This is a genomic window from Kitasatospora sp. NPDC004272 (assembly GCF_053603035.1).
The window spans coordinates 18,244-44,199 of the sequence record NZ_JBSGET010000042.1 but is presented as its reverse complement, the minus strand read 5'-3'; the positions used below and the strand labels follow the sequence as shown (position 1 = coordinate 44,199).

General features: G+C 74.6%; 20 protein-coding genes and 1 pseudogene. 15 read left to right on the top strand and 6 right to left on the bottom strand.

Features of this window, described 5'->3' with window-relative positions; translation table 11 throughout:
* Positions 1-31 precede the first annotated feature (31 nt).
* Positions 32-1,021: an aldo/keto reductase gene (locus ACWEO5_RS15560; protein ID WP_452162887.1), complete on the bottom strand. Its 990-nt coding sequence runs from the start codon at positions 1,019-1,021 to the stop codon at positions 32-34.
* 165 nt (positions 1,022-1,186) lie between these two features.
* On the opposite strand from ACWEO5_RS15560, the gene ACWEO5_RS15555 reads away from it, so the two are divergent.
* The 9 genes and pseudogenes from ACWEO5_RS15555 to ACWEO5_RS15515 all read left to right on the top strand — a co-directional run.
* Positions 1,187-1,636 carry a group III truncated hemoglobin gene (locus ACWEO5_RS15555; protein WP_452162886.1) on the top strand — a complete coding sequence of 150 codons (450 nt, stop codon included), beginning with the start codon at positions 1,187-1,189 and terminating at the stop codon, positions 1,634-1,636.
* 257 nt (positions 1,637-1,893) lie between these two features.
* Complete coding sequence (locus tag ACWEO5_RS15550; RefSeq protein WP_452162885.1) at positions 1,894-5,520, top strand: BTAD domain-containing putative transcriptional regulator; 3,627 nt, start codon at positions 1,894-1,896, stop codon at positions 5,518-5,520.
* 157 nt (positions 5,521-5,677) lie between these two features.
* Positions 5,678-7,849, top strand: coding sequence for an MMPL family transporter (locus ACWEO5_RS15545; protein ID WP_452162884.1), 2,172 nt, complete (start codon positions 5,678-5,680; stop codon positions 7,847-7,849).
* Positions 7,850-7,903: 54 nt separating this feature from the next.
* Complete coding sequence (locus ACWEO5_RS15540) at positions 7,904-8,263, top strand: DUF488 domain-containing protein (protein WP_452162883.1); 360 nt, start codon at positions 7,904-7,906, stop codon at positions 8,261-8,263.
* 57 nt (positions 8,264-8,320) lie between these two features.
* A complete protein-coding gene (gene aspT, locus ACWEO5_RS15535; protein ID WP_452162882.1) occupies positions 8,321-10,003 on the top strand; it encodes an aspartate-alanine antiporter in 1,683 nt (560 codons plus the stop codon).
* 6 nt (positions 10,004-10,009) lie between these two features.
* The gene (gene aspT, locus ACWEO5_RS15530) at positions 10,010-11,707 is read left to right on the top strand and encodes an aspartate-alanine antiporter (protein WP_452162881.1); all 1,698 of its coding nucleotides are present in this window, start codon (positions 10,010-10,012) and stop codon (positions 11,705-11,707) included.
* A gap of 22 nt (positions 11,708-11,729) precedes the next feature.
* Positions 11,730-13,382: a bifunctional aspartate transaminase/aspartate 4-decarboxylase gene (locus ACWEO5_RS15525; RefSeq protein ID WP_452162880.1), complete on the top strand. Its 1,653-nt coding sequence runs from the start codon at positions 11,730-11,732 to the stop codon at positions 13,380-13,382.
* Between the two features lie 242 nt (positions 13,383-13,624).
* Positions 13,625-14,488 (top strand): universal stress protein, encoded by an 864-nt coding sequence (locus ACWEO5_RS15520; protein WP_452162879.1) that lies wholly within the window; start codon positions 13,625-13,627, stop codon positions 14,486-14,488.
* 211 nt (positions 14,489-14,699) lie between these two features.
* Positions 14,700-14,990: pseudogene (locus tag ACWEO5_RS15515) on the top strand (SDR family oxidoreductase); the annotation flags it as partial.
* A 54-nt stretch (positions 14,991-15,044) separates the two neighbouring features.
* On the opposite strand, the gene ACWEO5_RS15510 reads toward ACWEO5_RS15515, so the two are convergent.
* Complete coding sequence (locus tag ACWEO5_RS15510) at positions 15,045-15,374, bottom strand: MoaF-related domain-containing protein (protein ID WP_344556573.1); 330 nt, start codon at positions 15,372-15,374, stop codon at positions 15,045-15,047.
* Positions 15,375-15,488: 114 nt separating this feature from the next.
* A complete protein-coding gene (locus tag ACWEO5_RS15505) occupies positions 15,489-15,884 on the bottom strand; it encodes a ribonuclease domain-containing protein (RefSeq protein WP_452162878.1) in 396 nt (131 codons plus the stop codon).
* 516 nt (positions 15,885-16,400) lie between these two features.
* On the opposite strand from ACWEO5_RS15505, the gene ACWEO5_RS15500 reads away from it, so the two are divergent.
* The gene (locus ACWEO5_RS15500; RefSeq protein WP_452162877.1) at positions 16,401-17,555 is read left to right on the top strand and encodes a glycoside hydrolase family 16 protein; all 1,155 of its coding nucleotides are present in this window, start codon (positions 16,401-16,403) and stop codon (positions 17,553-17,555) included.
* 31 nt (positions 17,556-17,586) lie between these two features.
* On the opposite strand, the gene ACWEO5_RS15495 is transcribed toward ACWEO5_RS15500, so the two are convergent.
* On the bottom strand, positions 17,587-18,054 hold the full coding sequence (locus ACWEO5_RS15495) for a hypothetical protein (RefSeq protein WP_452162876.1): 468 nt from the start codon (positions 18,052-18,054) through the stop codon (positions 17,587-17,589).
* 90 nt (positions 18,055-18,144) lie between these two features.
* Here ACWEO5_RS15495 and ACWEO5_RS15490 point away from each other — a divergent pair, with 90 nt between their 5' ends.
* Complete coding sequence (locus ACWEO5_RS15490) at positions 18,145-18,702, top strand: hypothetical protein (RefSeq protein WP_452162875.1); 558 nt, start codon at positions 18,145-18,147, stop codon at positions 18,700-18,702.
* 369 nt (positions 18,703-19,071) lie between these two features.
* The gene (locus ACWEO5_RS15485) at positions 19,072-20,406 is read left to right on the top strand and encodes an SUKH-4 family immunity protein (RefSeq protein WP_452162874.1); all 1,335 of its coding nucleotides are present in this window, start codon (positions 19,072-19,074) and stop codon (positions 20,404-20,406) included.
* Between the two features lie 7 nt (positions 20,407-20,413).
* Here the strand turns inward: ACWEO5_RS15485 and ACWEO5_RS15480 are convergent, their stop codons facing one another.
* Positions 20,414-21,184, bottom strand: a complete 771-nt coding sequence (locus ACWEO5_RS15480; RefSeq protein ID WP_452162873.1) for an IclR family transcriptional regulator — start codon at positions 21,182-21,184, stop codon at positions 20,414-20,416.
* A 126-nt stretch (positions 21,185-21,310) separates the two neighbouring features.
* On the opposite strand from ACWEO5_RS15480, the gene aceB reads away from it, so the two are divergent.
* The gene (gene aceB / locus ACWEO5_RS15475) at positions 21,311-22,957 is read left to right on the top strand and encodes a malate synthase A (protein WP_452162872.1); all 1,647 of its coding nucleotides are present in this window, start codon (positions 21,311-21,313) and stop codon (positions 22,955-22,957) included.
* An 83-nt stretch (positions 22,958-23,040) separates the two neighbouring features.
* A complete protein-coding gene (locus ACWEO5_RS15470) occupies positions 23,041-23,427 on the top strand; it encodes an allophanate hydrolase-related protein (protein WP_452162871.1) in 387 nt (128 codons plus the stop codon).
* Positions 23,428-23,450: 23 nt separating this feature from the next.
* Here the strand turns inward: ACWEO5_RS15470 and ACWEO5_RS15465 are convergent, their stop codons facing one another.
* Complete coding sequence (locus tag ACWEO5_RS15465) at positions 23,451-23,813, bottom strand: hypothetical protein (RefSeq protein WP_452162870.1); 363 nt, start codon at positions 23,811-23,813, stop codon at positions 23,451-23,453.
* Between the two features lie 458 nt (positions 23,814-24,271).
* Here ACWEO5_RS15465 and ACWEO5_RS15460 point away from each other — a divergent pair, with 458 nt between their 5' ends.
* Entirely contained in the window at positions 24,272-25,903 is a 1,632-nt protein-coding gene (locus ACWEO5_RS15460; RefSeq protein ID WP_452162869.1) for a TROVE domain-containing protein, read from the top strand.
* The last annotated feature ends 53 nt before the right edge of the window (positions 25,904-25,956 follow it).

Below are 25,956 nucleotides of genomic sequence, written 5' to 3'. Positions count from 1 at the left end.
CCGGCCGCCCGCCCGTTCGGCGCCCTGCCGGTTACCTGCTGATCCGGTCGATCTCCGCCAGCTCCGCGGCGGTCAGCGGACCGGCCGCCAGCGCGTCCAGGTTCTGGTCCAGCTGCTTCACGCTCGACGCGCCGATGATCACCGACACCACCCGCTCGTCCCGCAGCACCCAGGACAGCGCCAGCTGCGCCAGGCTCTGCCCGCGGCCCTCCGCGACCTTCGCCAGCGCCCGCAGCTGCTCCAGCTTCGCCCCCGTCAGCGCCTCCTCCTTCAGGAAGTGGCCGACCGACATCCGCGAACCCGCCGGGACGTCACCCGACAGGTAGCGGTCCGTCAACAGGCCCTGCGCCAGCGGGGAGTAGGCGATCAGCGCGGTCTGCGTCTCGCCCACCGCGTCCAGCAGGCCCTGCTCCGGCTCCCGGTTCAGGATCGAGTAGCTGGCCTGGTTCAGCAGGCACGGCGTGCCCAGCTCGCGCAGGATCGCCACCGCCTCCCGGTGCTGCTCCGCCGGGTAGTTGGAGATCGCCGCGTACAGCGCGCGGCCCGAGCGCACCGCCGTGTCCAGCGCCCCCATGGTCTCCTCCAGCGGGGTGGTCGGGTCCCACCGGTGCGAGTAGAAGACGTCGACGTAGTCCAGGCCCATCCGGCTCAGCGACTGGTCCAGGCTGGCCAGCAGGTACTTGCGGCTGCCGCCGTCCCCGTACGGGCCCGGCCACATGTCCCAGCCCGCCTTCGAGGCGATGAACAGCTCGTCCCGGAACGGGCGGAAGTCCTGCGCGAACAGGTAGCCGAAGTTGCGCTCCGCGCTGCCGTACGGCGGGCCGTAGTTGTTCGCCAGGTCGAAGTGGGTCACCCCCCGGTCGAAGGCCCGGCGCAGCACCGCGCGCTGCACCTCCAGCGGCTGGGTGTCACCGAAGTTGTGCCACAGGCCGAGCGAGACGGCGGGCAGCTGCACGCCGCTGCGCCCGGCGCGGCGGAAGGTCATCGAGGCGTAGCGGTCTTCTGCGGGGAGGAAGCTCATGAACAGCATCCTGCCAGCTAGGAGCCCCGGGGGGACCAACGGCCCTGCCCGTGGACACCACCCCGGCGTAGCCTGGCCGGACGGGCGCGGTAGCGCGCACCGTCCGTGACAGCGCGTGACGACGAGTGACAGCGACAGCGCGGAACAGCACGAGAGGACACCGCCGTGGCACTGCCGGACATCACCAGCCGGGCCGACCTGGAACAGGCCCTCCGGCTCTTCTACCGCGCCGCCTTCGCCGACCCGCTGATCGGCCCGCACTTCACCGAGATCGCCCGCCTCGACCTGGAGGCCCACCTCCCGCGGATCACCGACTTCTGGGAGAGCGCCCTGCTGCGCACCGCCTCCTACCGGGGCAACGCGCTCGCCCCGCACGCCGCCCTGCACGCCGTCGCCCCGCTCACCGCCGCCCACTTCGGCCGCTGGGTCCAGCTCTGGCGCGCCACCCTCGACGGCCGGCACGCCGGGCCCGTCACCGAACGCGCCAAGGCCCAGTCCCAGCGGATCGCCGTCGCCATGCTGCGCCGCCTCGGCGAGGGCGACACCGGCGGCGGCAGCGGCGGCTTCGTCCCGCTCAGCGCCGTCCGACTGGCCTCCGGCAGCGCCGCCGTCTGACCGCGCCGCGAACGGCCCGGGACGACCGGGCCCGGACCGCCCCGCCCGGCCCCGGCCCGGGGCGTCAGGATCCGCCGGGCCGCTCCGGAGCCCGGGCGGGGGTCCGCTTGGAGCCCACTTGGAACGCAGGCCGGCACCGGTCGCGCGGGGGCATCGCATAGGCTCGACCCACGATGGTGCGGATCACTGTGCTCGGGACACTGACGGCGCAAGTGGCGGGGGCCGCCACCCGGTTGGGAGGCCCGCGCCAGCGTGGCGTGCTCGCCCGACTCCTGGTCGCCCGCGGGACGGTCGTCCCCGCCGACCGGCTCATCGACGGCCTGTGGGAGGGCCGCCCGCCCGCCAAGGCCGCCGGCTCCCTCCAGGCGTACGTCTCCAACCTGCGCCGCCTGCTCGAACCCGAACGCGGCCCCCGCCAGGAGGCCCGCCTGCTGGTCAGCGAGGCGGGCGGCTACGCGCTGCGCGGCGTGCGCACCGACGCCCAGGAGTTCGAGGACCTGCTCGACGCCCCCGCCGCTCCGGCTGCTCCCGGGGAGGCCGGAGCGCCCGGCGGCCCCGGCGGTCCCGGCGGCCCGCACCCGGACGGTGCGGGGCGGCTGCGGCGGGCGCTCGGACTGTGGCGGGGCCCCGCGTACGGCGAGTTCGCCGACCGGGCCTGGGCCGCCCCCGAGATCGCCCGGCTGGAGGAGTTGCGCACCACCGCACGGGAGTCCGCCGTCGAAGCCGACCTCGCCGCCGGCCGGGCCCGCGCCGCCGCGCGGGACGCCGCCGCCCTGGTCGAGGACCACCCGCTGCGCGAGCAGTCCTGGCGGCTGCTCGCCCTCGCCCTCTGGCACGGCGGCCGCCAGGCCGAGGCGCTCGCCGCCGTCCGCCGCGCCCGCGGCTACTTCGCCACCGAACTCGGCCTGGACCCCGGCCCGTTGCTCACCGCCGTCGAATCCGCGATCCTCCACCAGCGCGCCGAGGAGCTGACCCCGCGCCGCACCCCGCCGCCCCGACCGGCCGGGCCGGCCGGGGGAGCAACGGACACCGCGGGGCCCGGAACCGGCGCGGCCGGCTGCGGCGGGGCCCCGATGCGGCCCGCCGGGGGCGTCGCGGGCGTGGCGGGGCCGACCGGGGCGGTACTGCCGTCGGCCGGTGCGGCCGGGGCACCGCCGGGGTCCGCCGCCGGGGCTGCTGGGCTTGGCGGGGGTGCGGTGGGGGCTGTTGGTGGGGTCGTTCCCTGGGACGTCTGGGCGGCCGATCCGGCTGGGACCGTTGCGCCGTCGGCCGGTGCGGCCGGGGGCGTGCTCGGGCCCGGCGGGGACGGTCCCCGGGCCGTCCCGGCGGCCGTACCCGCGCTCGTTCCCGTGGTCCGTCCGGGTGCCGGGCGTCCGCAGGTGTTCGTGGGGCGGCAGGACGAGGTGGCGGCGCTGCTGGACGCGGCCGGGCGGGCCCGGGGCGGGGCCGGGTTCGCGCTGGTGGGCGGGGAGGCGGGGGCCGGGAAGTCGACCCTGCTGGAGCGGTTGCGGGAGCGACTGACCGACAGGGGCTGGCGGGTGGTGACCGGCCGGTGTCCGGAGAGCGCGGGGGCGCCGGCGGCCTGGGCGTGGACCGAGGTGCTGCGTGACCTGGCCCGGTACGAGCCGTCCACCGCCGCGGACCCGCTGCTCGCCCCGCTGCTCGCCGACCCGGACCCGACCGGCCGGCAGGACGCCGTCTCCGGCCGGTTCCGGCTGCACCGCGCGGTCGTCGCCCACCTGCACGCCGCCGCCCGGACGGTGCCGCTCGCCGTCCTGCTGGACGACCTGCACGCCGCCGACCCGGAGACCAGGGAACTGCTCGGCGAACTGGCCGCCGACCCGGCCGCCCCCGGCGGCGGCCTGCTGGTGGTGGCCGCGCTGCGCCCGGGCGAGGGCGAACTCGCGGACGTACTGGCCAAGTTGGCCCGCCGTTCGCCGGTGCGGGTGCCGCTCGGAGGACTCGCCGAGCCTGACGCCGGACGGCTGATCGAGGCGGTCTGCGCCGCCCCCGTCCGCCCGGAGACCGTCCGGGCGCTGGCCGAACGCACCGGCGGGAACCCGTTCTACCTCGCCGAGATCGCCCAACTCCTTTCCCTGGAGGACGAGTCCATCGCGCTGCGGCAGGTCCCGCAGGGCGTCCGGGACGTGCTGCGCCGCCGCTTCGAGCGGCTGCCCGCGCCCGCCGTCGACCTGCTGCGGCTGGCCGCCGTCGCGGGCCGGGAGAGCGACGTCGACCTGCTGCTGCGGGCCGGTGAGCAGGACGAGGACACCGCCACCGAGGCCGTCGAGGCGGCCGTCGCGGGCGGCCTGCTGCTCGAACCCCGGCCCGGTACCGTCCGGTTCGCCCACGTGCTGGTCCGCGACACCCTGTACGCCGACCTCGGCGGCCTGCGCCGGGCCCGCCTGCACGGCCGGATCGGCCACGCCCTGCAGGACCTGCGCCCCGGTGAACTCACCGCGCTGGCCCACCACTTCACCCAGGCCGCGACCGCCGCCACGGCCGCCCTCGCGGTCGACCACTGCGTGCGCGCCGCCGAGGCCGCCGAGCGCCGCTACGCCCACCCCAGCGCCGTCAACCTGCTCCGGCAGGCCGTCGACAACCTGGAGCGCGCCGCCGAACGGCCCGGCGAGGACCGGCCCGCCCGCCGGATCGAGCTGCTCGGCGCCCTGCTGCGCGCCCAGGTCCGGGCCGGGCAGGTCACCGCCGCCACCCGCACCAAGGCCCGCGCGCTCGAACTGGCCCGGGAGAGCGGCCGGGAGGAACTCCTGATCGCCGCCTGGACCGCCTGGACCGAACCCACCCCGTGGGTCACCCACCCGTACGGCGCGCTCGACCAGGAGGCCGTCGACCAGCTCACCCGGCTGCTGCGCCGCACCGACCTGCCGCCCGCCACCCGCTGCCGGCTGCTCGACGCGCTCACCCAGGAACTCGACTGCGCGGGCTCCACCGAGGCGGTCGCCGCCGGGTACGAGGCGCTGGAGATCGCCCGCGCCGAGGGCGACCCGCGGCTGCTCTGCCTCGCGCTCACCGCCCGGGCCCGCTCCTGCGACCACGAGCTGGCGCCGGTCGACCGGAGCGCGCTGGCCGCCGAACTCGCCGCGCTCGCCACCGAGCACGACCTGCCCGCCTACCGCTGGCACGCCGAGCACCTGGCCGCCACCGCCGCCGCCGTGCACGGCGACCTCCCCGCGCTGCGCCGCCACATGGCGGTCGGGGAGGAACTCGCGCACCGCTACGGGCTGGCCGAGTTCGTCGACGTGGTGCTGTTCCAGCGCGGCATGCTGGAACTCGCCGCGGGCCGGCTGGCGGAGGCGGCCGCCCTGTACGAGCAGGCCCTGACCGGTCTGCGCGAACGCGGCTCGCTGCACGCGGCCGGGCTGGACGCGCTGATCGGGGTGGTGATCGCCCACCGGCAGGGCCGCCTCGCCGAGACGCTGCCGCTGATCCGGGAGCACCAGGCCCAGTACGGCCCGCTGATCACCGACGTCACCGCGCTCGCCATGTTCGCCGCCGGGCACGACCCGGGGGAGGTCCGGCGGGTCCGGGGCGAGCCGCAGGGCGTCCAGGCCGACTACTTCCGCTCGCTGTTCCTGCAGCTGCGCGCCGAGCTGGTGATCGCCCTGGACGAACGCGAGGAGGCCGCCGAACTGCTGGCGGAGATGCGCCCGTTGGCCCACCTGGTGGCCGGCGCGGCGTCCACCTCGATCGCGATCCGCCCGGTCGCCCTCACCCTCGGCGAACTCGCCCGCCACCTCGGCCGCACCGCCGAGGCGGTCGGGCACTTCCGGCAGGCCGCCGAGGTCGCCCGCCGCTGGGAGGCCCCCGACTGGGCGGCCGAGGCCACCGCCGCGCTGGCCGCCCTGGGCGCCCCGGACGGGTGACCCGCTCCGCCGGGCCGCCGCCGCGGGTCCCGGCCGGGGACGCCTCCCGGTCGGGCGTCCCGGCCGGGACTTGGAACGGGCTGCCAAGTGGGCTCCAAGAGCGCCCTTCCACACTGGGGTCCGACCTCGTTCGACCGCTGCACGGAAGGCTTCTGCAATGTCCACACTCCTCGGCCGCCTCGGCGGGGCCGCGGCGGCCCGGCCCTGGCGCACCGTCGCCGCCTGGGTGCTGCTGATAGGCGCGGTGCTCGGCCTGGCGCAGGCGTTCGGCGGCGAGCCGCGCGACAACTACCGGATCCCCGGCACCCCGTCCACCGCCGGGATGGACCTGCTGAACGCGCGCTTCCCGGAGACCTCCGGCACCAGCGCCCGGGTGGTCGTGCACGCCCGCGACGGGGAGGCGCTGCCCGCCGACGCGCTGGCCGCGCTGCGCGGCAGCCTGGCGAGGGTGCCGCACGCGCTGTCGGTGAGCGAGCCGGTGCCGTCCCGGGCCGGGGACACCGCGCTGCTGACGGTCGGCTACGACGTCAAGGTGACCGCGTTCAAGGGCTCCGCGGGCCTGGACGCGCTGCGGGACGCCGCCCGGGCCACCACCGGCGCCGGGTACCAGGTCGAGTTCGGCGGCGAGCTGCCGGAGAACTTCAGCGCCCCGAACGGGACGGCCGAGGCGATCGGCATGGGCGCCGCGCTGGTGATCCTGGTGGTCGCGCTGGGCTCGGTCACCGCGGCGGGCCTGCCGCTGCTGGTCGCGCTGGCCGGGCTGGGCGCCGGCACCGGGCTGATCACCCTGCTGTCGGCCGTCGTCGACATCAGCGACATCGCGCCCACGGTGGCCTCCATGGTCGGCCTCGGCGTCGGCATCGACTACGCGCTGCTGCTGGTCTCCCGGCACGTGGAGGGGTTGCGCCGGGGCCTGGACGCCCGCGCCGCCGCCACCGAGGCGAACGCCACCGCGGGCTCCTCGGTGGTGGTCGCGGGGGCGACGGTGCTGGTCTCGCTGCTCGGCCTCAAGCTGGCGGGCCTGTCCACCTACGCCTCGTTCGGCTACGCGACCTTCGCCACCGTCGGCGCCGTGATGGCGGCCGCCCTGACGCTGGTGCCCGCGCTGGCCGCGCTCGCCGGCCCGCGCCTGCTGCGCCGCGCCGAACGCCGCGCCCCCGTTCCGCCCGCGGAACGCCACGGCCCCGCCCCCGCCCCCGCCGCGGAAGGCGCGACCCGCACCGAGCGCTGGGCCCGGCTGATCGGCCGCCGCCCGGTGACCGCCGCGGTCCTGTCGCTGGCCGTGCTGCTCGCGCTGGCCGCCCCGATGCTCGGCATGCGCACCTGGCCGCAGGACGCCGGCAGCCAGGCGTCCGGCAGCACCACCCGCAAGGCGTACGACCTGATCGCCGGCGCGTACGGCCCCGGCGCGAACGGGCCGCTGCTGCTCGCGGTCGACCTGGACCGGCTGCCGTCCGCCGAACTCCCGTCGCTGGAGCAGAAGTTGGCGGCGGAACCGGGCGTCGCCGCAGTCCGCCCGGCGCTGGTGAACGCGGCGGGCGACGCCGCGGTGATCAGCGTCCAGCCCGCCACCGGCCCGCAGGACGAGGCCACCGTCGAGCTGCTGGACCGGCTGCGCGACGGCGCACTCCCGGCCGGGGTGCAGGTCACCGGCACGGTCGCGGCCTTCTCCGACATCTCCGACCGGCTCGCGCAGCGGCTGTGGGTGGTGGTCCCGTTCGTGGTGGTGCTGGCGCTGATCCTGCTGACCGTGCTGTTCCGGGCGCCGGTGATCGCGGTCAAGGCCGCCGCGATGAACCTGCTGTCGGTGGCCGCCGCGTACGGGGTGATGACGGCGGTCTTCCAGCACGACGCGGGTGCGAAGCTGCTCGGGCTGCCGCACGCGGTGCCGGTCTCCAGCTGGGTGCCGATCCTGATGTTCACCATCCTGTTCGGCCTGTCGATGGACTACGAGGTGTTCCTGCTCTCCCGGGTCCGCGAGGACTGGCTGGCCACCGGCGACGCCCGCGGCAGCGTGGTGCGCGGCCTGTCCGCCACCGGGCGGGTGATCAGCAGCGCCGCGGCGATCATGGTGGCGGTGTTCACCGGCTTCGCGATCGACCCCGACATCACGGTCAAGATGATCGGCGTGGGCATGGCCGCCGCCGTCCTGGTGGACGCCACCGTGGTCCGGATGGTCCTGGTGCCCGCGACCATGACCCTGCTCGGCCGCCACAACTGGTGGCTGCCCCGCTGGCTGGACCGCCTGCTCCCGCAGCTGCGGATCGAGCACGGCGACGCCCCCGCCCCCGCCGTCCCCGCCCCCGCCGGGCAGCCGGTCGAGGTCTGACCCCGCCCGCGCCGCTCCCGCTCCATGGGCCCCGCCGTGCTTACGGTGGGGCCCATGGGCGTACGGGTGGAGCGGGTGTACGAGGAGCCGGACGGCGGCCTGCGGGTGCTGGTGGACCGGCTGTGGCCGCGCGGGCTGCGCAAGGAGGACGCGCACCTGGACCGCTGGGCGAAGGAGGTGGCGCCCTCCGCGGAGCTGCGCCGCTGGTTCCACGGGCCGGACGGGCGGTACCCGGAGTTCGTCCGGCGCTACCGGGCCGAGCTGGACGGGCCGGACGCGCGGCGGGAGCTGGACGGGCTGTGCGAGGCGGCCGGCTCCGGGGAGCTGGTGCTGCTGACGGCGGTGAAGGAGCCGGGGCACAGCCACGCGCAGGTGCTGCTGGAAGTGGTGCGGGAACGCTGCGCACAGCGATGATGATCATGGCGGCGTGTTAAATCGGACATATAGCTTCAATTCCGCTCTAATACGCTCATGAGTCTCCTGCGTGAGAACGCCGTTCTCGCCCTCTTCTTCTGCCTGGGCCTGGGCTACCTGGTCGGAAAGCTCCGCGTCGGACCGATCCAACTGGGCGGCATCTGCGGCGTCCTGATCGTGTCGATGCTGGTCGGCGCCCAGAACGTCTCGGTGAACGCGGACGTCAAGAACGTCGCGTTCGCCCTGTTCATCTTCTCGCTCGGCTACATCGCCGGCCCGCAGTTCTTCGCCAACATGAACGCCAAGGGCCTGCGCTTCGGCGTGCTCTCCGTCATGGAGGCGGTCGTCGTCGTCCTGATGGCGCTCGGCATCGCCAAGGGCTTCGACCTCGACGTCGGCACCGCCGCCGGCATCCTGGCCGGCGCCGCCACCGAGTCCGCCGCCGTCGGCACCGCGCAGGACGCGATCGCCAAGCTCCCCGGCATCACCGCCGACCAGACCACCCAGCTGCAGGCGCACGTCGCCACCGCCTACTCGGTCTGCTACCTGTTCGGCCTGATCAGCATCGTCCTGCTGACCAGCCAGCTGTTCCCGCTGCTGATGCGGATCAAGCTGCCCGAAGCCTCCCGCCGGGTCTGGGAGAAGATGCGCGGCGAGGGCGGCGAACTGGAGCCCGGCGAGGCCCCCTCGCTGCCCGCCCTGGTCGGCCGCACCTACCTGGTCTCGCAGGGCGAGGGCACCCGGATCAGCCAGGTCCAGGAGCGCTCCGGCCAACTCGTCACCGTCGAGGCCGTCCAGCGCGGCGGCAAGAAGCTCGGCGTCGACGACGACCCGGTGCTGCGCCGCGGCGACCAGGTGCTGGTGGTCGGCCGCCGCGCCGCCGTGCTGGACGCCGGGCACGAACTCGGCCCCGAGACCAGCGGCGTCCCCGGCCTGGACAGCCCGATGGCGGTCCGCCAGGTCGTGGTCACCAACAAGGAGGTCGCCGGACGCACCCTCAACGCCGTCCGCGACCAGGACCACGACGTCACCGGCGGCGTCTTCCTCACCGACATCCAGCGGGTCGACCACCACCTGCCCGCCGTCGGCGAGACCGAGGTGCACCGCGGCGACACCCTCACCGTGGTCGGCGCCCGCTCCCGGGTCGAGAAGTTCGCGGGCAAGGTCGGCGCCACCGTCCGCTCCGACACCGCCGACTACATCTACATCTCGCTCGGCATCTGCCTGGGCGTCCTGCTCGGCAAGGTCAACGTCCACTTCGGCGAGGTCAACCTGACCCTCGGCACCGGCGGCGGCTGCCTGATCTCCGGCCTGGTCTTCGGCTGGTTCCGCTCGCTGCGCCCCACCTTCGGCGCCTACCCGCCGGCCGCCGCGCAGACCATGAAGGACCTCGGCCTGGCCATGTTCATCGCGGTCACCGGCATGGCCGCCGGGCCCGACGCCGGGCCGCTGCTCAAGCAGTACCCCGTGCTGCTACCGGTCTCCGGGATCCTGATGGTGGCCGTCCCGGCCTTCCTCGGCCTGTTCATCGGACGCCGCTTCCTCAAGATCGAACCGCCGATCCTGGTCGGCGCGATCGCCGGGCAGCAGTGCTCCACCCCCGCGATCACCGCCGTCGGCAACGTCGCCCAGAGCAGCGTCCCGATGCTCGGCTACACCATCACCTACACCATTTCCAACTTCCTGCTGCCGCTGACCGGACCGCTGCTGGTCGGCCTGGTCGGCCTGGGCGGGGGATGAGGACCCATGGACTGGATCACCGACCACGTCTTCAAGCCCTACCCCGAACTGCTGATCTTCCTGACCATCGCGATCGGCTTCCTGGTCGGCCGGCTGCACTGGAAGGCCATCGGCCTGGGCGCCGTCACCGGCTGCCTGATCGCCGGGCTGTTCACCGGCTGGGTGACCGAGGTCGAGGTCAACGGCACCGTCAAGTCGGTGTTCTTCATCATGTTCCTGTTCGCCCTCGGCTACAAGGTCGGCCCGCAGTTCTTCCGCGGCCTCAAGAAGGACGGCCTGCCCCAGGTCGCGGTCACCGTCGCGGTCTGCCTCAGCGGCCTGGCGATCTGCTGGGGCTTCGCCGAGATGCTCGGGTACGGCCCCGGCCTCGGCGCCGGACTGCTCGGCGGCGCGCTCACCCAGTCCGCCGTCATCGGCGTCGCCCAGGACGCCATCGGCGGCCTGCCCGGCCTCAGCCAGGACCAGATCACCGCGCAGCAGAACCTCGTCCCGATCGGGTACGCCGTCACCTACCCGCTCGGCACCATCCTGTGCGCGATCCTGCTGGCCAACATCGCCCCCCGCTTCCTGCACAGCGACCTCGCCGCCGACTCCCGCGAACTGGCCGCGGAACTCGACGCCCCCGCCGACGACCCCGACCTCGCCGAGGGCTACTACGAGGTCGTGCTGCGCGCCTACACCGCCGTCAACGGCCCGATCGGCTCCACCATCGAGCAGTTCGAACAGCGCGAGCAGGCCGCCGGCCGCCGGGTCTACCTCACCCGGGTCCGCCGCGACGGCAAGATCCTCGACCACGACCAGCAGACCGTCATCGAGCGCGGCGACGTGCTCGCCGTCAGCGCGCTCCGCCACGACCTGGTCGAACTCGACCCGGCCGGCGCCATCGGCCCGGAGGCCGACGACGTCGAACTGCTCGGCTACCAGACCGAGCACCTGCACGTGGTCGCCTCCGAGAAGGCCCAACTCGGCAAGACCATCGCGGAGCTCCGGCGCGAGCCGTTCATGGTCGGCGTCTTCGTCGACAAGGTCTACCGCTCCGGCGCCGAGTTCCCCTACCGGCTCACCACCCAGGTCGAACGCGGCGACACCCTGCTGCTCTCCGGCCCCTCCCGGCTGGTCGGCCCGGCCGCCGCGGCGATCGGCAAGCCCGTGCCGACCAGCTTCGCCACCGACATGACCTGGGTGGGCCTGGGCATCTTCCTCGGCGGCTGCATCGGCATCCCCGCGCTCACCCTCGGCGGCGTCCCGATCAGCCTGTCCACCTCCGGCGGCGCGCTGATCATGGGCCTGGTGTTCGGCTGGATCCGCGGCAAGTACCCCACCTACGGCAACGTGCCGCCCGGCGCCCAGTGGTTCATGGACACCCTCGGCCTGTGCGCGTTCGTCGCCATCGTCGGCATCAACGCCGGGCCGAGCTTCACCAGCGGCCTCTCCCAGGCCGGTTGGGGCCTGCTGCTGTGGGGCGCCGTCGCCACCGTCGTCCCGCTGGTCGTCGGCCTGCTGGTCGGCCACTTCGTGTTCAGGATGCGCCCGCCGATCCTGATGGGCGTGGTGGCCGGCGCGCAGACCACCACCGCCGCGATCGGCGCCATCAACGAAGCCTCCCGCAGCCAGATCCCCACCCTCGGCTACACCATCCCGTACGCCGCAGGAAACGTCCTGCTGACCATCTGGGGCGCCGTCATCGTCGCCCTGCTCGGCTAGTCGCCCCGGAAGGACCCGCACCATGAGCAAGCCGTCGATCAGCCGCGAGGAGATCCAGCGCCTCTCCCGGCTCAGCCCGTTCGAACTCAAGGGCGAGTTCATCGCACTCGCCGAGCGCTACCAGGCCGACCAGCCCGGGCAGAAGGACAAGTCCACCGTCCACATGCTCAACGCGGGCCGCGGCAACCCCAACTGGGTCTGCACCGGCCCCCGCGAGGCGATGCTCGCGCTCGGCCACTTCGCGCTCGGCGAGTCCCGCCGGGTCTGGACCGCCGACAACCTCGGCGGCATGCCCGAGCAGAAGGGCATCGCCGCCCGCTACGACCACTTCGCCCGCTCCCACCCCGAACTGCCCGGCATCGACCTGCTCACCGCCTGCACCGGCCTCGCCGTCGACCGCTTCGACCTCGACCGCGACGCCTTCCTGCACGAGCTCGCGGACGCCGCGATCGGCGACAACTACCCCGTCCCCGACCGGATGCTGACCTGCGCCGAGCAGATCGTCACCGGCTACCTCCAGGACGAACTGATGGACCGCCGGCCCCCCGAGGGGCAGCTCGACCTGTTCGCCACCGAGGGCGGCACCGCCGCGATGTGCTACGTCTTCGACTCGCTGATGAAGAACGGCATCCTGCACAAGGGCGACAAGATCGCCCTGATGGTGCCGGTCTTCACGCCCTACATCGAGATCCCCGAACTCGACACCTACGAGTTCGACGTGGTCCTGGTCCAGGCGTCCTCCTTCGCCGAGGCCGGCGTGCGCGAATGGCGCTACCCCACCGAGGAGGTCGCCAAGCTCGCCGACCCCGCCGTCAAACTGGTCTGCCTGGTCAACCCCAGCAACCCGCCCTCGCTGGCGCTCTCCCAGCGGGTCGCCGACCAGATCGGGTCCATCGTCGCCACCGACAACCCCGGCCTGATCATCGTCACCGACGACGTCTACGGCACCTTCGTCGACCACTTCCGCAGCATCGCCGCCGACCTGCCCCGCAACACCCTGCTCGTCTACTCCTACTCCAAGCACTACGGCGCCACCGGCCACCGCCTCGGCGTGATCGGCCTCCACCGCGACAACGTTATCGACGACGCCCTCGCCGCCCTCCCGCAGGCCGAGAAGGACCGGCTCGCCAAGCGCTACGGCAGCCTCAGCCTCGACCCCGGCAGCATCCGGTTCATCGACCGCCTGGTCGCCGACTCCCGCCAGGTCGCCCTCAACCACACCGCCGGCCTCTCCCTCCCGCAGCAGGCCCAGCTCACCCTGTTCTCGCTCTTCGCGATGCTCCCCGAGGGCAAGGCGTACAAGGCCAAGGTGCAGGCCATCGTCAAGCAGCGCCTCGACCTGCTGCTCGAAGGCTCCGGCATGAAGATCTCCGAGGACCCGCAGCGGGCCGGCTACTACATCGAACTCGACCTGCTCGCCGAGGCCGAACGCACCTCCGGCCCCGACTTCGCCGCCTACCTGAAGAAGAACTACGAACCCACCGAACCCCTGTTCCGGCTCGCCGAGCAGACCGGCGTCGTCCTCCTCAACGGCGGCGGCTTCGACGGCCCCGAGTGGTCGGTCCGGGTCTCCCTCGCCAACCTCGACGACCTCGACTACCTCAAGATCGGCCACCACCTGAAGGCCATCTTCGACGACTACCGCGCCGAGTGGCAGTCCGCCGGGGGCAACTGACACCCCGTCGCACCGGCCGCCGGGGCCGCGCTCCTCGCCAGGGGGCGCGGCCCCGGCCGGTCAGTGCGGTTCCTTCCGGGCCGACCGGGAATCGGCCGTGGTGCCCTGCCCGGGCAGCAGGACCCGCATCCGGCGGGCCTTGGCGCGGGACCCGGCGGGAGCCGTGCCGGGTTGGCCGGGCGGGGCGGGCGGCGCATGCTGGAGGGGAGCGGCCGGGGCGAGCCCGGTCCGAGGAGTGCGTCATGGAGATCAGGGCAGCGAACGGGGTGGTGGCGGGGATCGACGGGTCGGTGCCCGCGGCCGAGGCCGCCGAGTGGGGCGCCCGGGAGGCCGAGTGGCGGGGGACCGGGCTGCACCTGGTGCACGCCGTCAACACCGGGACGGTGACGCTCTCGCCGCGCGCCGGCGCCACCGTCACCGATCTGATCCTGCGCGAGGCCGCCGAACTGCTGGAAGCGGTGCAGGCCACCCTGGAGGCCGCCCACCCCGGACTGCGGATCACCGGCGACGTGGTGCCGCGCGACGCCGGGGAGGCGGTGCTGACCGCGGCCGAGCACGCCTCGCTCGCGGTGCTCGGGACCCGCGGCCACGGCGGCTTCGCCTCGCTGCTGCTCGGCTCGGTCAGCCTGCGGGTGGCCGCGCACGCCGCCTGCCCGGTGGCGGTGGTCCGCGGCGCCGACCACCCGGACGGGCCGGTACTGGTCGCCGTCCACGACGAGCGCGACGCCGCCGCGCTGCGCTTCGGCTGCGAGACCGCCGCCCGCCGGGGCCTGCCGGTGCGGGCGGTGCACGCCTGGTCGCCGGTGGTCGCCGACGTGGGGCGGATGGCGCCGATGGTCGACGAACTGGGCGAGGAGGCCCAGCTGCACGAGCAGCTGCTGCGCCGCACCTGCGACCCGGTGCGCGAGGACTACCCGGACGTCGAGGTGGAGAGCCACCAGCTGACCGGCTCGGTCGCCGCGACCGTGGTCGAGGAGTCCCGGACCGCCGCCCTGGTGGTGCTCTCCCGGCACGAGCCCGCGCCGCGCTTCGGCCTGCGGCTGGCCACCCCGGTGCACGCCGTGCTGCACCACGCGCACTGCCCGGTGGCGGTCGTCCCGGTGTGAGGGCGTCCGGCCGGCGCTCGCGTCAGGCGGGGGGCAGCAGCGGACCGGCGAGGCGGCGGAAGGCGCTCTCGGCGAGGTCGGCGGCGTCCGCGGGGGCGTGTCGCGGGCGGCCCAGGTCTCGACGGCCACCCGCATCGCGGTGTTCGCGGCGGCGGCCGGCAGCCGGGCGTCCAGCTCCTCGGCGTCCAGGCCGGTGAGCCGGGCCAGGACGGGGACCAAGGGCGGCGTCCAGTCCTTCACCCACGCCATCGCCGCCGAGTACGCCGAGCAGGGCCTGCGCGCCGTCAGCGTCGCGCCCGGCTCGATCGCCTCCGGCATGACCGCCGGCCCCGGCCTGCCCGAGGACGCCGACATGTCGTGGTGCGCGAAGCTGCGGCCCGCGATCGGCGAGGGCTTCGCCGGCCCCGAGACGGTGGCCGGCGTGATCGCCATGCCGGCCTCCGACGACGGAGCGTTCGTCACCGGCACCGAGATCCGGATCGACGGCGGCACCCACGCCTGACCCCGCCGCTCCCTCCCGGGCGCGGGGCCGGCCGGAGTCCCGGGCGCCCTCGGGCTACCAGGAGGGGGTGAGGGTGCCGGTGTGCAGCTCGCCGACCCGGCCGGTCTCGCCCTCCCAGGTCCAGAACACCTTCACCGTCAGGGCGTCGAGGTCCATCACGTGGCTGACGGTGATGCCGCTGCGCTCCGTCCAGGAGACGAACCAGACGTTCGGGCCGACCGCCGCGACGTGCAGCGGGACGTCCTCGTGCTGGCCGGCCGACTCGCCCAGGCCCTCCCAGTGCAGCCGGGTGCCGTCCGCGGAGTAGGCGTTGCGGAAGGAGGCGCCGTTGTCGACCTCGAAGAGGTAGGTGCGGCCGGCGAAGCCCGGCAGGGGGGCGTTCATGGGAGGTCCTTCGGGCGGTCGGAGCGGCGGTCGGAGCGGCGGGCACGGTCGGGGTGGCCGCACCCGCCCAACCTATCGGACCGGCGCCCGGGCCGGGGCCCGGACCGGTGCGGGTCAGCAGCCGAAGTTGACGCGGTAGAACGTCGCGTAGTGGTCGGCCGTGTAGTAGTCCTCGTGGTAGACCTTGCCGGTGATGACCCGTCGGGTGCCGCGGGTCGAACTGCCCGGGGTGATCACGGTGTACTCGTGGTAGTAGCCGGACGTCTGTGCGGGCAGGATGCCCTCCCGGTTCTGGAACACCACGCCGTCCTGCGAGTAGGGGAACGGCCCGCCCGCGTCGATCAGGCGGATGGTGTCGCGTCCCTGGCTGGGCAGCGCCGAGTAGCAGATGTTCCCGCTGACCGCGGCCTGCGCCTGGCCGGTGGCCGCCAGGGTGGGGGCGAGGGTCAGCAGGCCGAGGGCGGCGACCGAGACGGCACGGATCTTCAACGCGCGTAGAGTCATTCGCATGCCAGCAGTCTGACGGCTCGTCGGCTCCGGCGGAACCCTTGGCGCGAACACTTCACGTGCGGGTCACCGCCGGACCACCCCGGCGACCCGCCCCGTACCGACGGCGACCCGAGGCGTGCCGACGGCGGCCCGGGGCGTGCTCGGGGCGACCCGGCCGGTGGTGACGGAGAGTGATGTGAGAGTGCTCTCAGCCGGGCCGGGATCCTTGGAGACAAAGCGACAATCTGCCTAGCCTGCGGGTGCGTCCAGGATCGGACGCACCCGCCGTCGGGACGCCGAATCCCGCCCGGTCGACGGCGTTCCCACAGCACACCACGGGCGGGAGCGGGGGACCCACGGCAGTACGCCGTGCCAGGCCACCCGCCCCTGCCCGGCGGCGCGGCCCGCGGCACGGCTCGGGGTGAAGCCGCGCGCACGCGCTCCTCGCGCGTTCGCGGGCGGCCGGGCGTGCGCGGAGAGTCACGCGACGGCCCGAACCCGACAGCTCACCCCGCAGGCGTCGCGGAGGACCCACCCATGCGACCCAACCCCCTCGCCCTCGCCACCCCTGCCCGGCTCGGCGTCCTGGCCGGCGCCGCCGCGCTGGTCGGCGTGCCGCTCGCCGCACCGGCCGGCGCCGCCGTCCTCACCGGGACCGCCACCGGCGTCGTCCAGGACCGGCTCGCCCCGGCCGGGATGACCGCGGGCAGCGCGAGCACCGCCTCGCTCACCCTGCACGCGAGCCGCTGCTTCACCGCCAAGACCGTCGGCGTCGGCGTCCGCGACGCCGCCGGGAGCAACCTGGACTTCCCCGGCAGCGCGAGCAACGTCCGGATCTGCCCCGGCGGGACCACCGTCACCACCGGCGCCCGCACCCTCCCGGCCGGGAGCTACACCCAGTTCGGGTTCTGGCAGGACACCGCGGGGAGCTGGCACAACCTGCCCTCCCGGACGCTCACCGTGACCGACGCCGCCCCGGGCACCCCCACCGCCCCCGCCGCTCCCGTCCCGGGCAAGGCGCTGACCTGGTCGGAGGAGTTCTCCGGCCCGATCGACTGGGGCACCAAGTGGACCGGCGACCGCAGCAGCGCCTACCGCTACGGCAGCCACAACCCCGACGACAACAAGCTCGACTGGCTGGCCCCGTCCGCCGTCACCGTCTCCGGCGGCGTCGCCACCTTCACCGCCACCCCGTCCGCGCACACCCTGGAGAACGGCAAGCAGGCCTGGGACACCGGGCTGCTCACCACCGAGTACAGCAAGGACGGCTTCCAGGTCCGCACCGGCGACTACATCGAGGCCCGGGTGAAGCTGCCCGCCGGCGACGGGGCCTGGCCCGCGCTGTGGACCTGGAAGGACGGCGGCAACGAGATCGACAGCTTCGAGTACCACCCCGACAACCCGAACCTGCTGGAACTCTCCAACCGGATCCGCTCCGGCCTGAAGTACCACACCGACGCGAACGCGATCGCCCCCGACCGCTGGGTCACCATCGGCACGTACTACGGCGCCGACTCGGTCGACTGGTACGTCAACGGCGCGAAGGTGTTCTCCGACGGGACGGGCGTCGGCGCGAACTGGTCGGCCTACCCCATCCTCAACCTGTCGCTCAGCGCCGGGCAGTACCACCCGGCGGCGAGCGGCAGCGCGCCGGTCGCGTTCGGCGCCGACTACCTGCGGGTCTACCGGTGACCCGCGGCTGACCGCCCGCCGGGGCGGAGCGTCAGGAGACGGTGAGGACGAACGGCGTCCGGTTGTTCACCGGGTTGCGGTCGTCCGCGCTCACCACCCGCACCTGCCCCACGGTCCTCAGACCGTGGGGCAGGCCCGTGTCCGCCCGGACCGGCACCAGCGCGGTCGCGGAGCGCAGCGGGGGGAGGCCCGCCGGGAAGGTGCAGCTCACCGTCCGCCCGGTGGCCGTGCAGGAGGACGGGAAGTAGGGGCCGGCGGGCGTGAAGCCCGGCGGCAGCTCGACCAGCACGGTGAACGGCGAACCCGCCGTCTGCGGGCCGCCGTTGGCCACGAAGGCGTGCACCGTGGTCGTCCCGCCGGGGGCCACCGGGTCCGGGTCCAGGCGCACCGCCTTGAGGTCCGAGTCCGAGGTCGCGGCGGCCGCGCCCGGTGCGGCCAGGGTGCCGAGGGCGCCCAGGGCGAGCGCCGAGGCGGCGAGCAGGGAGACGAGGCGGCGCACGGGCCCTCCTACGGGGTGTCGACGGGTCTTCACCCAGCGTAGTGTCGGGTGCTACCGGTGGCGTCGGACCACGCCGCTACAGTGCGCCGCATGACCTCTCCGTCCGCGTCACCCGCCGCCCCGCCCTCGCTGATCGACGCCGTCCGCGCGCACGAGGACGCGGCCGACTTCCTGCGCTGGCCCGGCGAGCTCGACCTCGACCACTACGAGCACGGCGAACCCGTCCACCTCGCCTCCGGGGCCCGGCTGGAGGTCTTCGCCAAGGACGGCGCCGGCGGGACGTACTTCTTCTGCGGCGAGGGCGGCGAGGAACGGCCCGTCCTGTACGCCGACTCCGAGGGCGGCGCCGCGCTGCTCGCCGTCGGCCTGCCCGAACTGCTGCGCCTGCTGCTGGTCGTGCCCTGGTGGCGGGACTGCCGGGAGTTCACCGCCGAGGAGAGCCGGGAGATCGCCGCGGAGTACCTGGCGGACGAACCCGACCTGGACGCCGGACGCGCGGCGGCCGCCGCCGCCCTCGGGATCGAACTCCCCACCGAGGCGGAGGTGTTGACCCGCCTGCGGGAGCGGGCCACCGTCACCGGCCGCGACCACCGGCTGATCTTCACCCCCGAGGGCACCGAGTACCGGCCCCTGATCGCGGGGGACTGATCACGGGGGCTTGATCGCGGGGTCCGTCCGCAGGGCGGGCGGAAAACCGGGTGACGCGGCGGCGGCCGGGTGGCACCATCGGGCGGCCGCCCGGACCCGCCGGGCCGACCGTCGGGAGGCCGCCGTTTCCGTTCGTCGGCATCCGTGGAGCCTGGCCCGGGCCGAGGTCGATCCGGCCCGGCACCCGTTCGAACTGGACGCGGCGGGGGATCGGGCTCGACCTGGTCGGGCCGCTGACCGTCACCCGCTACGCCGACGATCCGGCGGGCGCGGCCGATCTCGCCGTGCTGGTGGGGGTGCTGGCCCGGGCGGCCCGGCGGCGGGCCGCCCGCCGGGCCGGGCGTCGGCGCGCGCCGGTAGCGTGGGGGCATGGGATCTTCGCGGGGGGCTGCCCGCCGGCAGTCGTGGACGGCTGAACTGCCCGGGGCGGCAAGGGAGTTCCTCGACGCCGCCGGGGTGGAGTGGGAGCCGCTGAACGAGGGCGGGCTGCGGACCTTCGCCCGGTACGTGCGGGAGCACGCGGACGGGCAGGAGGAGGTCCTGCAGGCCGGGCTGCGGATCATGGTCGACCTGAAGCGGTACTTCGAGGGGCCGGTGCACGAGGCGCTGCTCGCCGAGTACCGGGCGGGGGCGGAGGGCGGGCTCGCCGACATGGTGGACGGCATCCGGGTCTGCGCGGACCGGTTGGACGTCGCGGCCGAGGTGATCGCGGTCATGCAGAACGAGGTGGTCGAGGAGCTGGCGGCGCTGGCCGCCGACCGCACCGGCCCGCCGGAGCGGCGCGCCGCCGCCGCGCGCAAGCACGTCGACCACCTGGAGGAGCACCTGCTGCACTACGTGGTCGACCAGGTCAACGAGGTCGCGGTGGCCGGGCTGACCGAGGCCGTCGAGGGGGCCGCCGCCCCCGGGCGCCCGGCCTCCGCGGCGCTGCTCGCCGCGCTCGACCGGGACGCGGACGCCGTTCCGGGCCACCGGGTGCTCTCGTCGGCGCGGGTGGAGCGCGCCGCCGGGGCGATGCAGTGCCTGACGGGCCGGGCCGAGCTGCTGATGGAACTGCTCCGCGCCCGGGCGAGGACCGTCGACTTCCGCTCCCCGCCCGGCCCCGACGACGCGGTCCACCGGGAGTTCCTGATCGACCGGGGCACCGCGCTGGCGGTGTTCGGCGCCGACGGGACGGTCACCCTGACCGCACCGGAGCTGCTGGCCCGGGTCGGGCACCGGCCGACCCGGGTGTTCCTGCGGGACGTCGGCCTGCCCGACGACACGGTGTTCTTCGGGGCGAGCCAGGAGTACTGCGACGGCGAGGCGGAGATCGGCGACCGGGCGTGGGCGCCGCACGCGGGGCCGTTCGACCCGGCGTCCTGGCTGTGCGTCGGCGGCTTCGGCGGCGACGGCTTCCACCTCGACACCGCCACCGGCACGGTGTACTGCGTCCCCGAGGAGGGCGAGGCGCACCCGGTGGCGAGCAGCCCGGACCGCTTCGTCCTGGCGCTGTCCGCGCTGGAGACCGAGCGCCCGCTGTACGACCCCGAGCGGCAGCGGTTCGACGGCCTCGACCCGGAGGGCGTCGAGGACCGCTTCCTGGCCCTGCTGCGCCGCACCGACCCGGGGCTGCCGCCGGGCCCGGGGTCGTTCTGGTCCCGCGTCCTGGAGCACGTGCACCGCGGGCTGGACCGCTACCGACCGGTGCACGGAGGGAGTTGACGAACCGTCAGAGGACTTCGCCGAGGCGGGCGGCGATGCCCTGCATGAGGGGGACCAGCCCGGCGGCGCCGGACTGGGCTTCGAGGGCCTGGATCCGGGCCTCGGGGCCGGAGACGGAGAGCGCGGTGGGGGTGGGCGCGCCGGGGACGGCGACGGCGATGCAGCGGACGCCGATCTCCTGCTCCTGGTCGTCGACCACGTAGCCCAGGTCGCGGGCGGTGGCGAGCCGGCCGAGCAGCGCGGCGGGCTCGGTGACGGTGTACGGGGTGTGGGCCTGGAGCGGGCCGGGGCCGAGCAGGGCGCGGGCCTCGTCCTCGGGGAGCTGGGCGAGCAGCGCCTTGCCGACGCCGGTGCAGTGCGGCTGGACGCGCCGGCCGACCTCGGTGAACATCCGCATCGAGCGGCGGGACTGCACCTGCCCGACGTACACCACCTCGCCGCCCTCCAGCACGGCCAGGTTGGCGGTCTCGCCGGTGGCCTCCATGAGTTCGGCCAGGTAGGGGCGGGCCCAGGAGCCGAGCAGGCGGCCCGCGGTCTCGCCGAGGCGGATCAGGCGCGGGCCGAGGGTGTAGCGGCGGGCGGTGTCCTGCCGGACGTAGCCCTGGGCGACCAGGGTGCGCACCAGGCGGTGGATGGTCGGCATCGGCAGGCCGGAGGTGGCGGAGAGCTCGCTGAGGGTGGCGACGCCGCCGGAGTCGGCGAGCGCCTCCAGGAGCTGGAAGGCGCGCTCGACGGACTGCACCGAGCCGGTGGTGCGTTCGGTGGAGGTGCTGGCCACGAGCGTTCCTTTCGATGTCCGGGGAGGAGTAGAGTCCACGCGATCATCAACAAACCGTTGAAATTCTGTATCGCGGAAACTAGTCTCCACTGTACAGAACGGAACAGCCCAAGGAGAGTCCTGCCCATGGCCGCCGCAGATCAGGGTCCGTCCCCCGCCGTCCCCGGTGTCACGGTCGCCGGTCCGCCGGTGCCGCGTGCCGAGGAGGTGCTGACCGCCGGTGCGCTGGAGTTCGTCGCCGACCTGCACCGCACGTTCGACGGCCGCCGCCGCGAACTGCTGGCCGCCCGCCGCGAGCGCCGCGCCGAGATCGCCCGCACCGGCACGCTGGACTTCCTGCCGCAGACCGCCGACGTCCGCGCCGGGGACTGGAAGGTCGCCCCCGCGCCGCGCGCCCTGCTGGACCGCCGGGTCGAGATCACCGGCCCCACCGACCGCAAGATGGTCGTCAACGCGCTCAATTCCGGCGCGAAGGTCTGGCTCGCCGACTTCGAGGACGCCACCGCCCCCACCTGGGAGAACGTCCTCTCCGGGCAGGTCAACCTGATCGACGCCTTCGAGGGCCGGATCGACTTCACCAGCGCCCAGGGCAAGGCGTACGCCCTCAAGCCCGCCGCCGAACTCGCCACCGTCGTGGTCCGCCCGCGCGGCTGGCACCTGGACGAACGGCACCTCACCGTCGACGGCGCCCCGGTGGCCGGCGCCTTCGTCGACTTCGGCCTGTACTTCTTCCACAACGCCGCCCGGCTGCTCGCCAAGGGCGAGCAGGACCCGAACTCCGGCCCCTACTTCTACCTCCCCAAGACCGAGAGCCACCTGGAGGCCCGGCTCTGGAACGAGGTCTTCACCCACGCCCAGGCCGCCCTCGGCATCCCGCACGGCACGGTCCGCGCCACCGTGCTGATCGAGACCGTCACCGCCGCCTTCGAGATGGACGAGATCCTCTACGAACTGCGCGACCACGCCGCCGGGTTGAACGCCGGCCGGTGGGACTACCTGTTCTCGATCGTGAAGAACTTCCGGGACGGCGGCGAGCACTACGTCCTGCCCGACCGCAACACCGTCACCATGGCCTCCCCGTTCATGGCCGCCTACGCCCGGCTGCTCGTGCGGACCTGCCACCGGCGCGGCGCGCACGCCATCGGCGGCATGGCCGCGTTCATCCCCTCCCGCAAGGACCCGGAGGTCAACGCCGCCGCCCTGGTCAAGGTCCGGGCCGACAAGGAGCGCGAGGCCGGCGGCGGCTTCGACGGCTCCTGGGTCGCCCACCCCGACCTGGTGCCGGTCGCCCGGGAGTGCTTCGACGCGGTGCTCGGCGAGCGCCCGCACCAGAAGGACGCCCCCGGCTCGTCCGAGCCGGTCACCCCCGCCCAACTCCTCGACGTCGCCGGGGCCGGCGGCAGCTGCACCCGCACCGGCCTGCACAACGCCGTCCAGGTCGGCGTCCGCTACATCGAGGCCTGGCTGCGCGGCCTCGGCGCGGTCGGCATCTTCCACATGATGGAGGACGCCGCCACCGCCGAGATCTCCCGCTCGCAGATCTGGCAGTGGATCCACAACGGCGTGGTCCTCGCCGACACCGGCGAGAAGACCACCGCCGAACTCGTCCGCCGCCTGGTCGCCGAGGAACTCGCCGCGTTGAGGGCCGAGTTGGGCGAGCAGGCGTACGCCGCCGGGCGCTGGACCGAGGCCGCCGCGCTGTTCGAGCAGGTCGCCCTCGCCGAGGACTTCCCGGACTTCCTCACCCTGCCCGCGCTCGCCCTCATCGACTGAACGAGCGCCCTGCCCGCTCCGCCCCGTACCGCCGGCACCCTCACACCAGCCGCGGTACGGGGCGGCCCGACGAAAGGAGCACCATGGCACGCGTCTTCTTCAACGGCCAGGCCATGACCGGCGGCCCGTTCCACGCCAAGGTCCACGGCCACCTGATCGGCCCGGCCGCCACCGCCCCCGGCTACCGCTTCTTCTCGATCCGCGACGAGTGCCCCGCCCTGCTCGCCGACCCGGGCGTCGACACCGCCGTCGAGGGCGAACTCTACGACCTCCCGCTGGAGCACCTCCGGGACGCCGTCCTGCCCGGCGAACCGCTCGAACTGGAGCTGGGCGTCATCGAGTTGGCCGACGGCACCCCCGCGCTGTCGATGGTGCTGGCCCGCGGCCAGCTCGAACGCGGCGTGCACCGCGAGATCACCCAACACGGCGGCTGGCGCGCCTACTTGGCGACCCTCGGCCGCGAAGCCTGAACCCCGCTGCCGGGCAAGGGAGTTCAGAACAGCGACTCCAGCAGGCCACCCAGCAGCAGGACGGTGGACGGCAACGCCGCCAGCCCCGCGCGCACCCGGTGCCACCGCTGCCGGGGCAGGCCGAGCACCAGGCGGCCCAGCAGGCCCACCAGCACCCAGCCGAGCACGGCCAGCAGCAGGAGCGGCACCCCCAGGATCAGCCACGGCAGCATGCCGTCGTTCTCGGTCGGGTCCCGGTGGGTCCACCCCAGCGCGTCCAGCGGGTAGTTCACGGCGAAGAAGAACGCCAGCCAGACCGGGACGACCAGCAGGACCCCGTACACCAGACCCGCCGCACCGGCCACCGCCCAGCGCACCGGCCCGGCCGATACAGGGGGAGTGGTCACGGGTTGCCTCCGGGCGGAAAAAACAGGTGCGGACAGGGGGTCCTTCCAGACTAGGGTGAACCCCGTTCAGGTGCGCAGGCAGGGGTTACTTCTCTGGATGGGTCCGCCGGTTCCCACCGGCAGGCCCAGGTGAAGGAACAGCTCCACGTCACCCCCGCCGATCCCGGTCTCTGGACACACGACTGCCACCTCCCGGTGCGCAGGCGCCGGTTACTTCCTCCAACGAAACCACCGGCACCGCTTCAGATCTCGGGAGGCCACCGCGCCGGGGCGTCCGGTGCGCAGGCGGGGGTTACTTCTTGGTGCGGGCATCGCCGGGTTCGAGTCCCGGACGACCGCGCGCACGCGCGCGCGGCCGGTGGCCCGGTTCCCCCCGCCGGGATGCGGGCCGCACCGGCCCGCGATCTCGGACGCCCCGGTTCGGCATGCCTCCCCGCAGGACGCAGGAGGACTTCCCCATGGCCCGCTTCAACATCCGCCGCGCCGTCGCCGAGGCGTTCACCGGCCCGGCCTCGCCCGTGACCAGCACCGGGCGGACCGTCCCGAACCACAACGGCGGAACGGGCCACCTGCGCGACGAGAAGTCCGAACTCTTCCTGCTCGCCGTCGCCAACCTCGTCGGCCAGGACAGCTTCTACGAACGCGGCGGCGCCCGCGACGACCGCTACACCGCCCTCGTCCGCCACCTCGCCGTCCGCGACCCCGAGTGGACCCTCGACCTGCTGCGCTGGCTGCGCCACGGCGCCGCGATGCGCACCGCCCCGCTGGTCGGCGCCGCCGAGTTCACCCGCGCCCGGCTCGACGCCGGCCTGCCCGGCCACTCCCGCCAGGTCGTCGACGCGGTCCTCCAGCGCCCCGACGAGCCCGGCGAACTCCTCGCCTACTGGACCTCCCGCTACGGCCGCGCCCTGCCCAAGCCGCTCAAGCGCGGCGTCGCCGACGCCGTCGCCCGGCTCTACGACGCCCGCGCCCTGCTCAAGTACGACACCGCGAGCAAGGGCTACCGCTTCGGCGACGTCCTGGAACTCACCCACCCCGCCCCGCACCGAGACAAGCCCTGGCAGGGCGAGCTGTTCCGCTACGCGCTCGACCGCCGCCACCGCCCCGACGAGGCGCTCCCGCCCGCCGGGAACGCCGTCCTGACCGCCCACCGCGAACTGACCGCCCTGCCCGTCGCCGAACGCCGCGCCGCCGTCACCGCCCCCGGCGGCGCCGAGCGGCTGGCCGCCGCCGGAATGACCTGGGAGGCCCTGGCCGGCTGGCTCCAGGGCCCGCTGGACGCCGCCGTCTGGGAGGCCGTCATCCCCTCGATGGGCCCGATGGCCCTGGTCCGCAACCTGCGCAACTTCGACCGGGCCGAGGTCTCGGACGAGGTGGCCGCGGTCGTCGCCCGCCGGATCGCCGACCGCGGCGAGGTCAGGCGCTCGCGCCAGTTCCCGTTCCGCTACCTCGCCGCGCACCGGCACGCGCCCTCGCTGCGCTGGGGCCACGCCCTGGAGCAGGCGCTGCGGCACTCGCTGGAGAACGTGCCGGAACTGCCCGGACGCACCCTCGTCCTGGTCGACCGCTCCGGCTCGATGTTCGACCGGCCCAGCGCGCAGAGCGAACTCAACCGGGCCGACACCGCCGCCGTCTTCGGCACCGCGATCGCGCTGCGCTCCGCCGCCGCCGACCTGGTCGAGTTCGGCACCAGCAGCCGGAGGATCGACGTCCGGCGGGGCGACTCCCTGCTCAAGGCGGTCGACCGCTTCGGCGACCTCGGCGGCACCAACACCGCCGAAGCCGTCCGCGCCCACTACCGCGGCCACGACCGGGTGGTGATCGTCACCGACGAACAGACCCACGGCGGCTCCCACCGCGACCCGCTGGAGCCCGTCCCCGCCCACGTCCCCTCCTACACCTGGAACCTGGCCGGCTACCGCACCGGCCACGCCCCCTCCGGCACCGCCAACCGCCACACCTTCGGCGGCCTCACCGACGCCGCGTTCCGCCTCGTCCCGCTGCTGGAGGCCGGGCAGGACGCCGCCTGGCCGTGGGAGCAGGACCAGCGGGGATCGAAGAAGCACCCGGAGGTCCGGCCGCAGCGGTAGCGCTGCACCGGCCGGGCGCGCGAAGGGCAGGGGTCGGCCCCGGACCCTTCGCC

What these genes read in the sequence shown, in the direction of transcription:
- ACWEO5_RS15490 (WP_452162875.1), top strand. Translation starts at nt 18,145, where the DNA reads ATGACCTCTCCGTCCGCGTCACCCGCCGCCCCGCCCTCGCTGATCGAC.
- aceB (WP_452162872.1), top strand. Translation starts at nt 21,311, where the DNA reads ATGGCCGCCGCAGATCAGGGTCCGTCCCCCGCCGTCCCCGGTGTCACG.
- ACWEO5_RS15505 (WP_452162878.1), bottom strand. Translation starts at nt 15,884, where the DNA reads ATGCGAATGACTCTACGCGCGTTGAAGATCCGTGCCGTCTCGGTCGCC.
- ACWEO5_RS15525 (WP_452162880.1), top strand. Translation starts at nt 11,730, where the DNA reads ATGAGCAAGCCGTCGATCAGCCGCGAGGAGATCCAGCGCCTCTCCCGG.
- aspT (WP_452162882.1), top strand. Translation starts at nt 8,321, where the DNA reads ATGAGTCTCCTGCGTGAGAACGCCGTTCTCGCCCTCTTCTTCTGCCTG.
- ACWEO5_RS15520 (WP_452162879.1), top strand. Translation starts at nt 13,625, where the DNA reads ATGGAGATCAGGGCAGCGAACGGGGTGGTGGCGGGGATCGACGGGTCG.
- ACWEO5_RS15540 (WP_452162883.1), top strand. Translation starts at nt 7,904, where the DNA reads ATGGGCGTACGGGTGGAGCGGGTGTACGAGGAGCCGGACGGCGGCCTG.
- ACWEO5_RS15500 (WP_452162877.1), top strand. Translation starts at nt 16,401, where the DNA reads ATGCGACCCAACCCCCTCGCCCTCGCCACCCCTGCCCGGCTCGGCGTC.
- ACWEO5_RS15510 (WP_344556573.1), bottom strand. Translation starts at nt 15,374, where the DNA reads ATGAACGCCCCCCTGCCGGGCTTCGCCGGCCGCACCTACCTCTTCGAG.
- ACWEO5_RS15485 (WP_452162874.1), top strand. Translation starts at nt 19,072, where the DNA reads ATGGGATCTTCGCGGGGGGCTGCCCGCCGGCAGTCGTGGACGGCTGAA.
- ACWEO5_RS15545 (WP_452162884.1), top strand. Translation starts at nt 5,678, where the DNA reads ATGTCCACACTCCTCGGCCGCCTCGGCGGGGCCGCGGCGGCCCGGCCC.
- ACWEO5_RS15560 (WP_452162887.1), bottom strand. Translation starts at nt 1,021, where the DNA reads ATGAGCTTCCTCCCCGCAGAAGACCGCTACGCCTCGATGACCTTCCGC.
- ACWEO5_RS15460 (WP_452162869.1), top strand. Translation starts at nt 24,272, where the DNA reads ATGGCCCGCTTCAACATCCGCCGCGCCGTCGCCGAGGCGTTCACCGGC.
- ACWEO5_RS15470 (WP_452162871.1), top strand. Translation starts at nt 23,041, where the DNA reads ATGGCACGCGTCTTCTTCAACGGCCAGGCCATGACCGGCGGCCCGTTC.
- aspT (WP_452162881.1), top strand. Translation starts at nt 10,010, where the DNA reads ATGGACTGGATCACCGACCACGTCTTCAAGCCCTACCCCGAACTGCTG.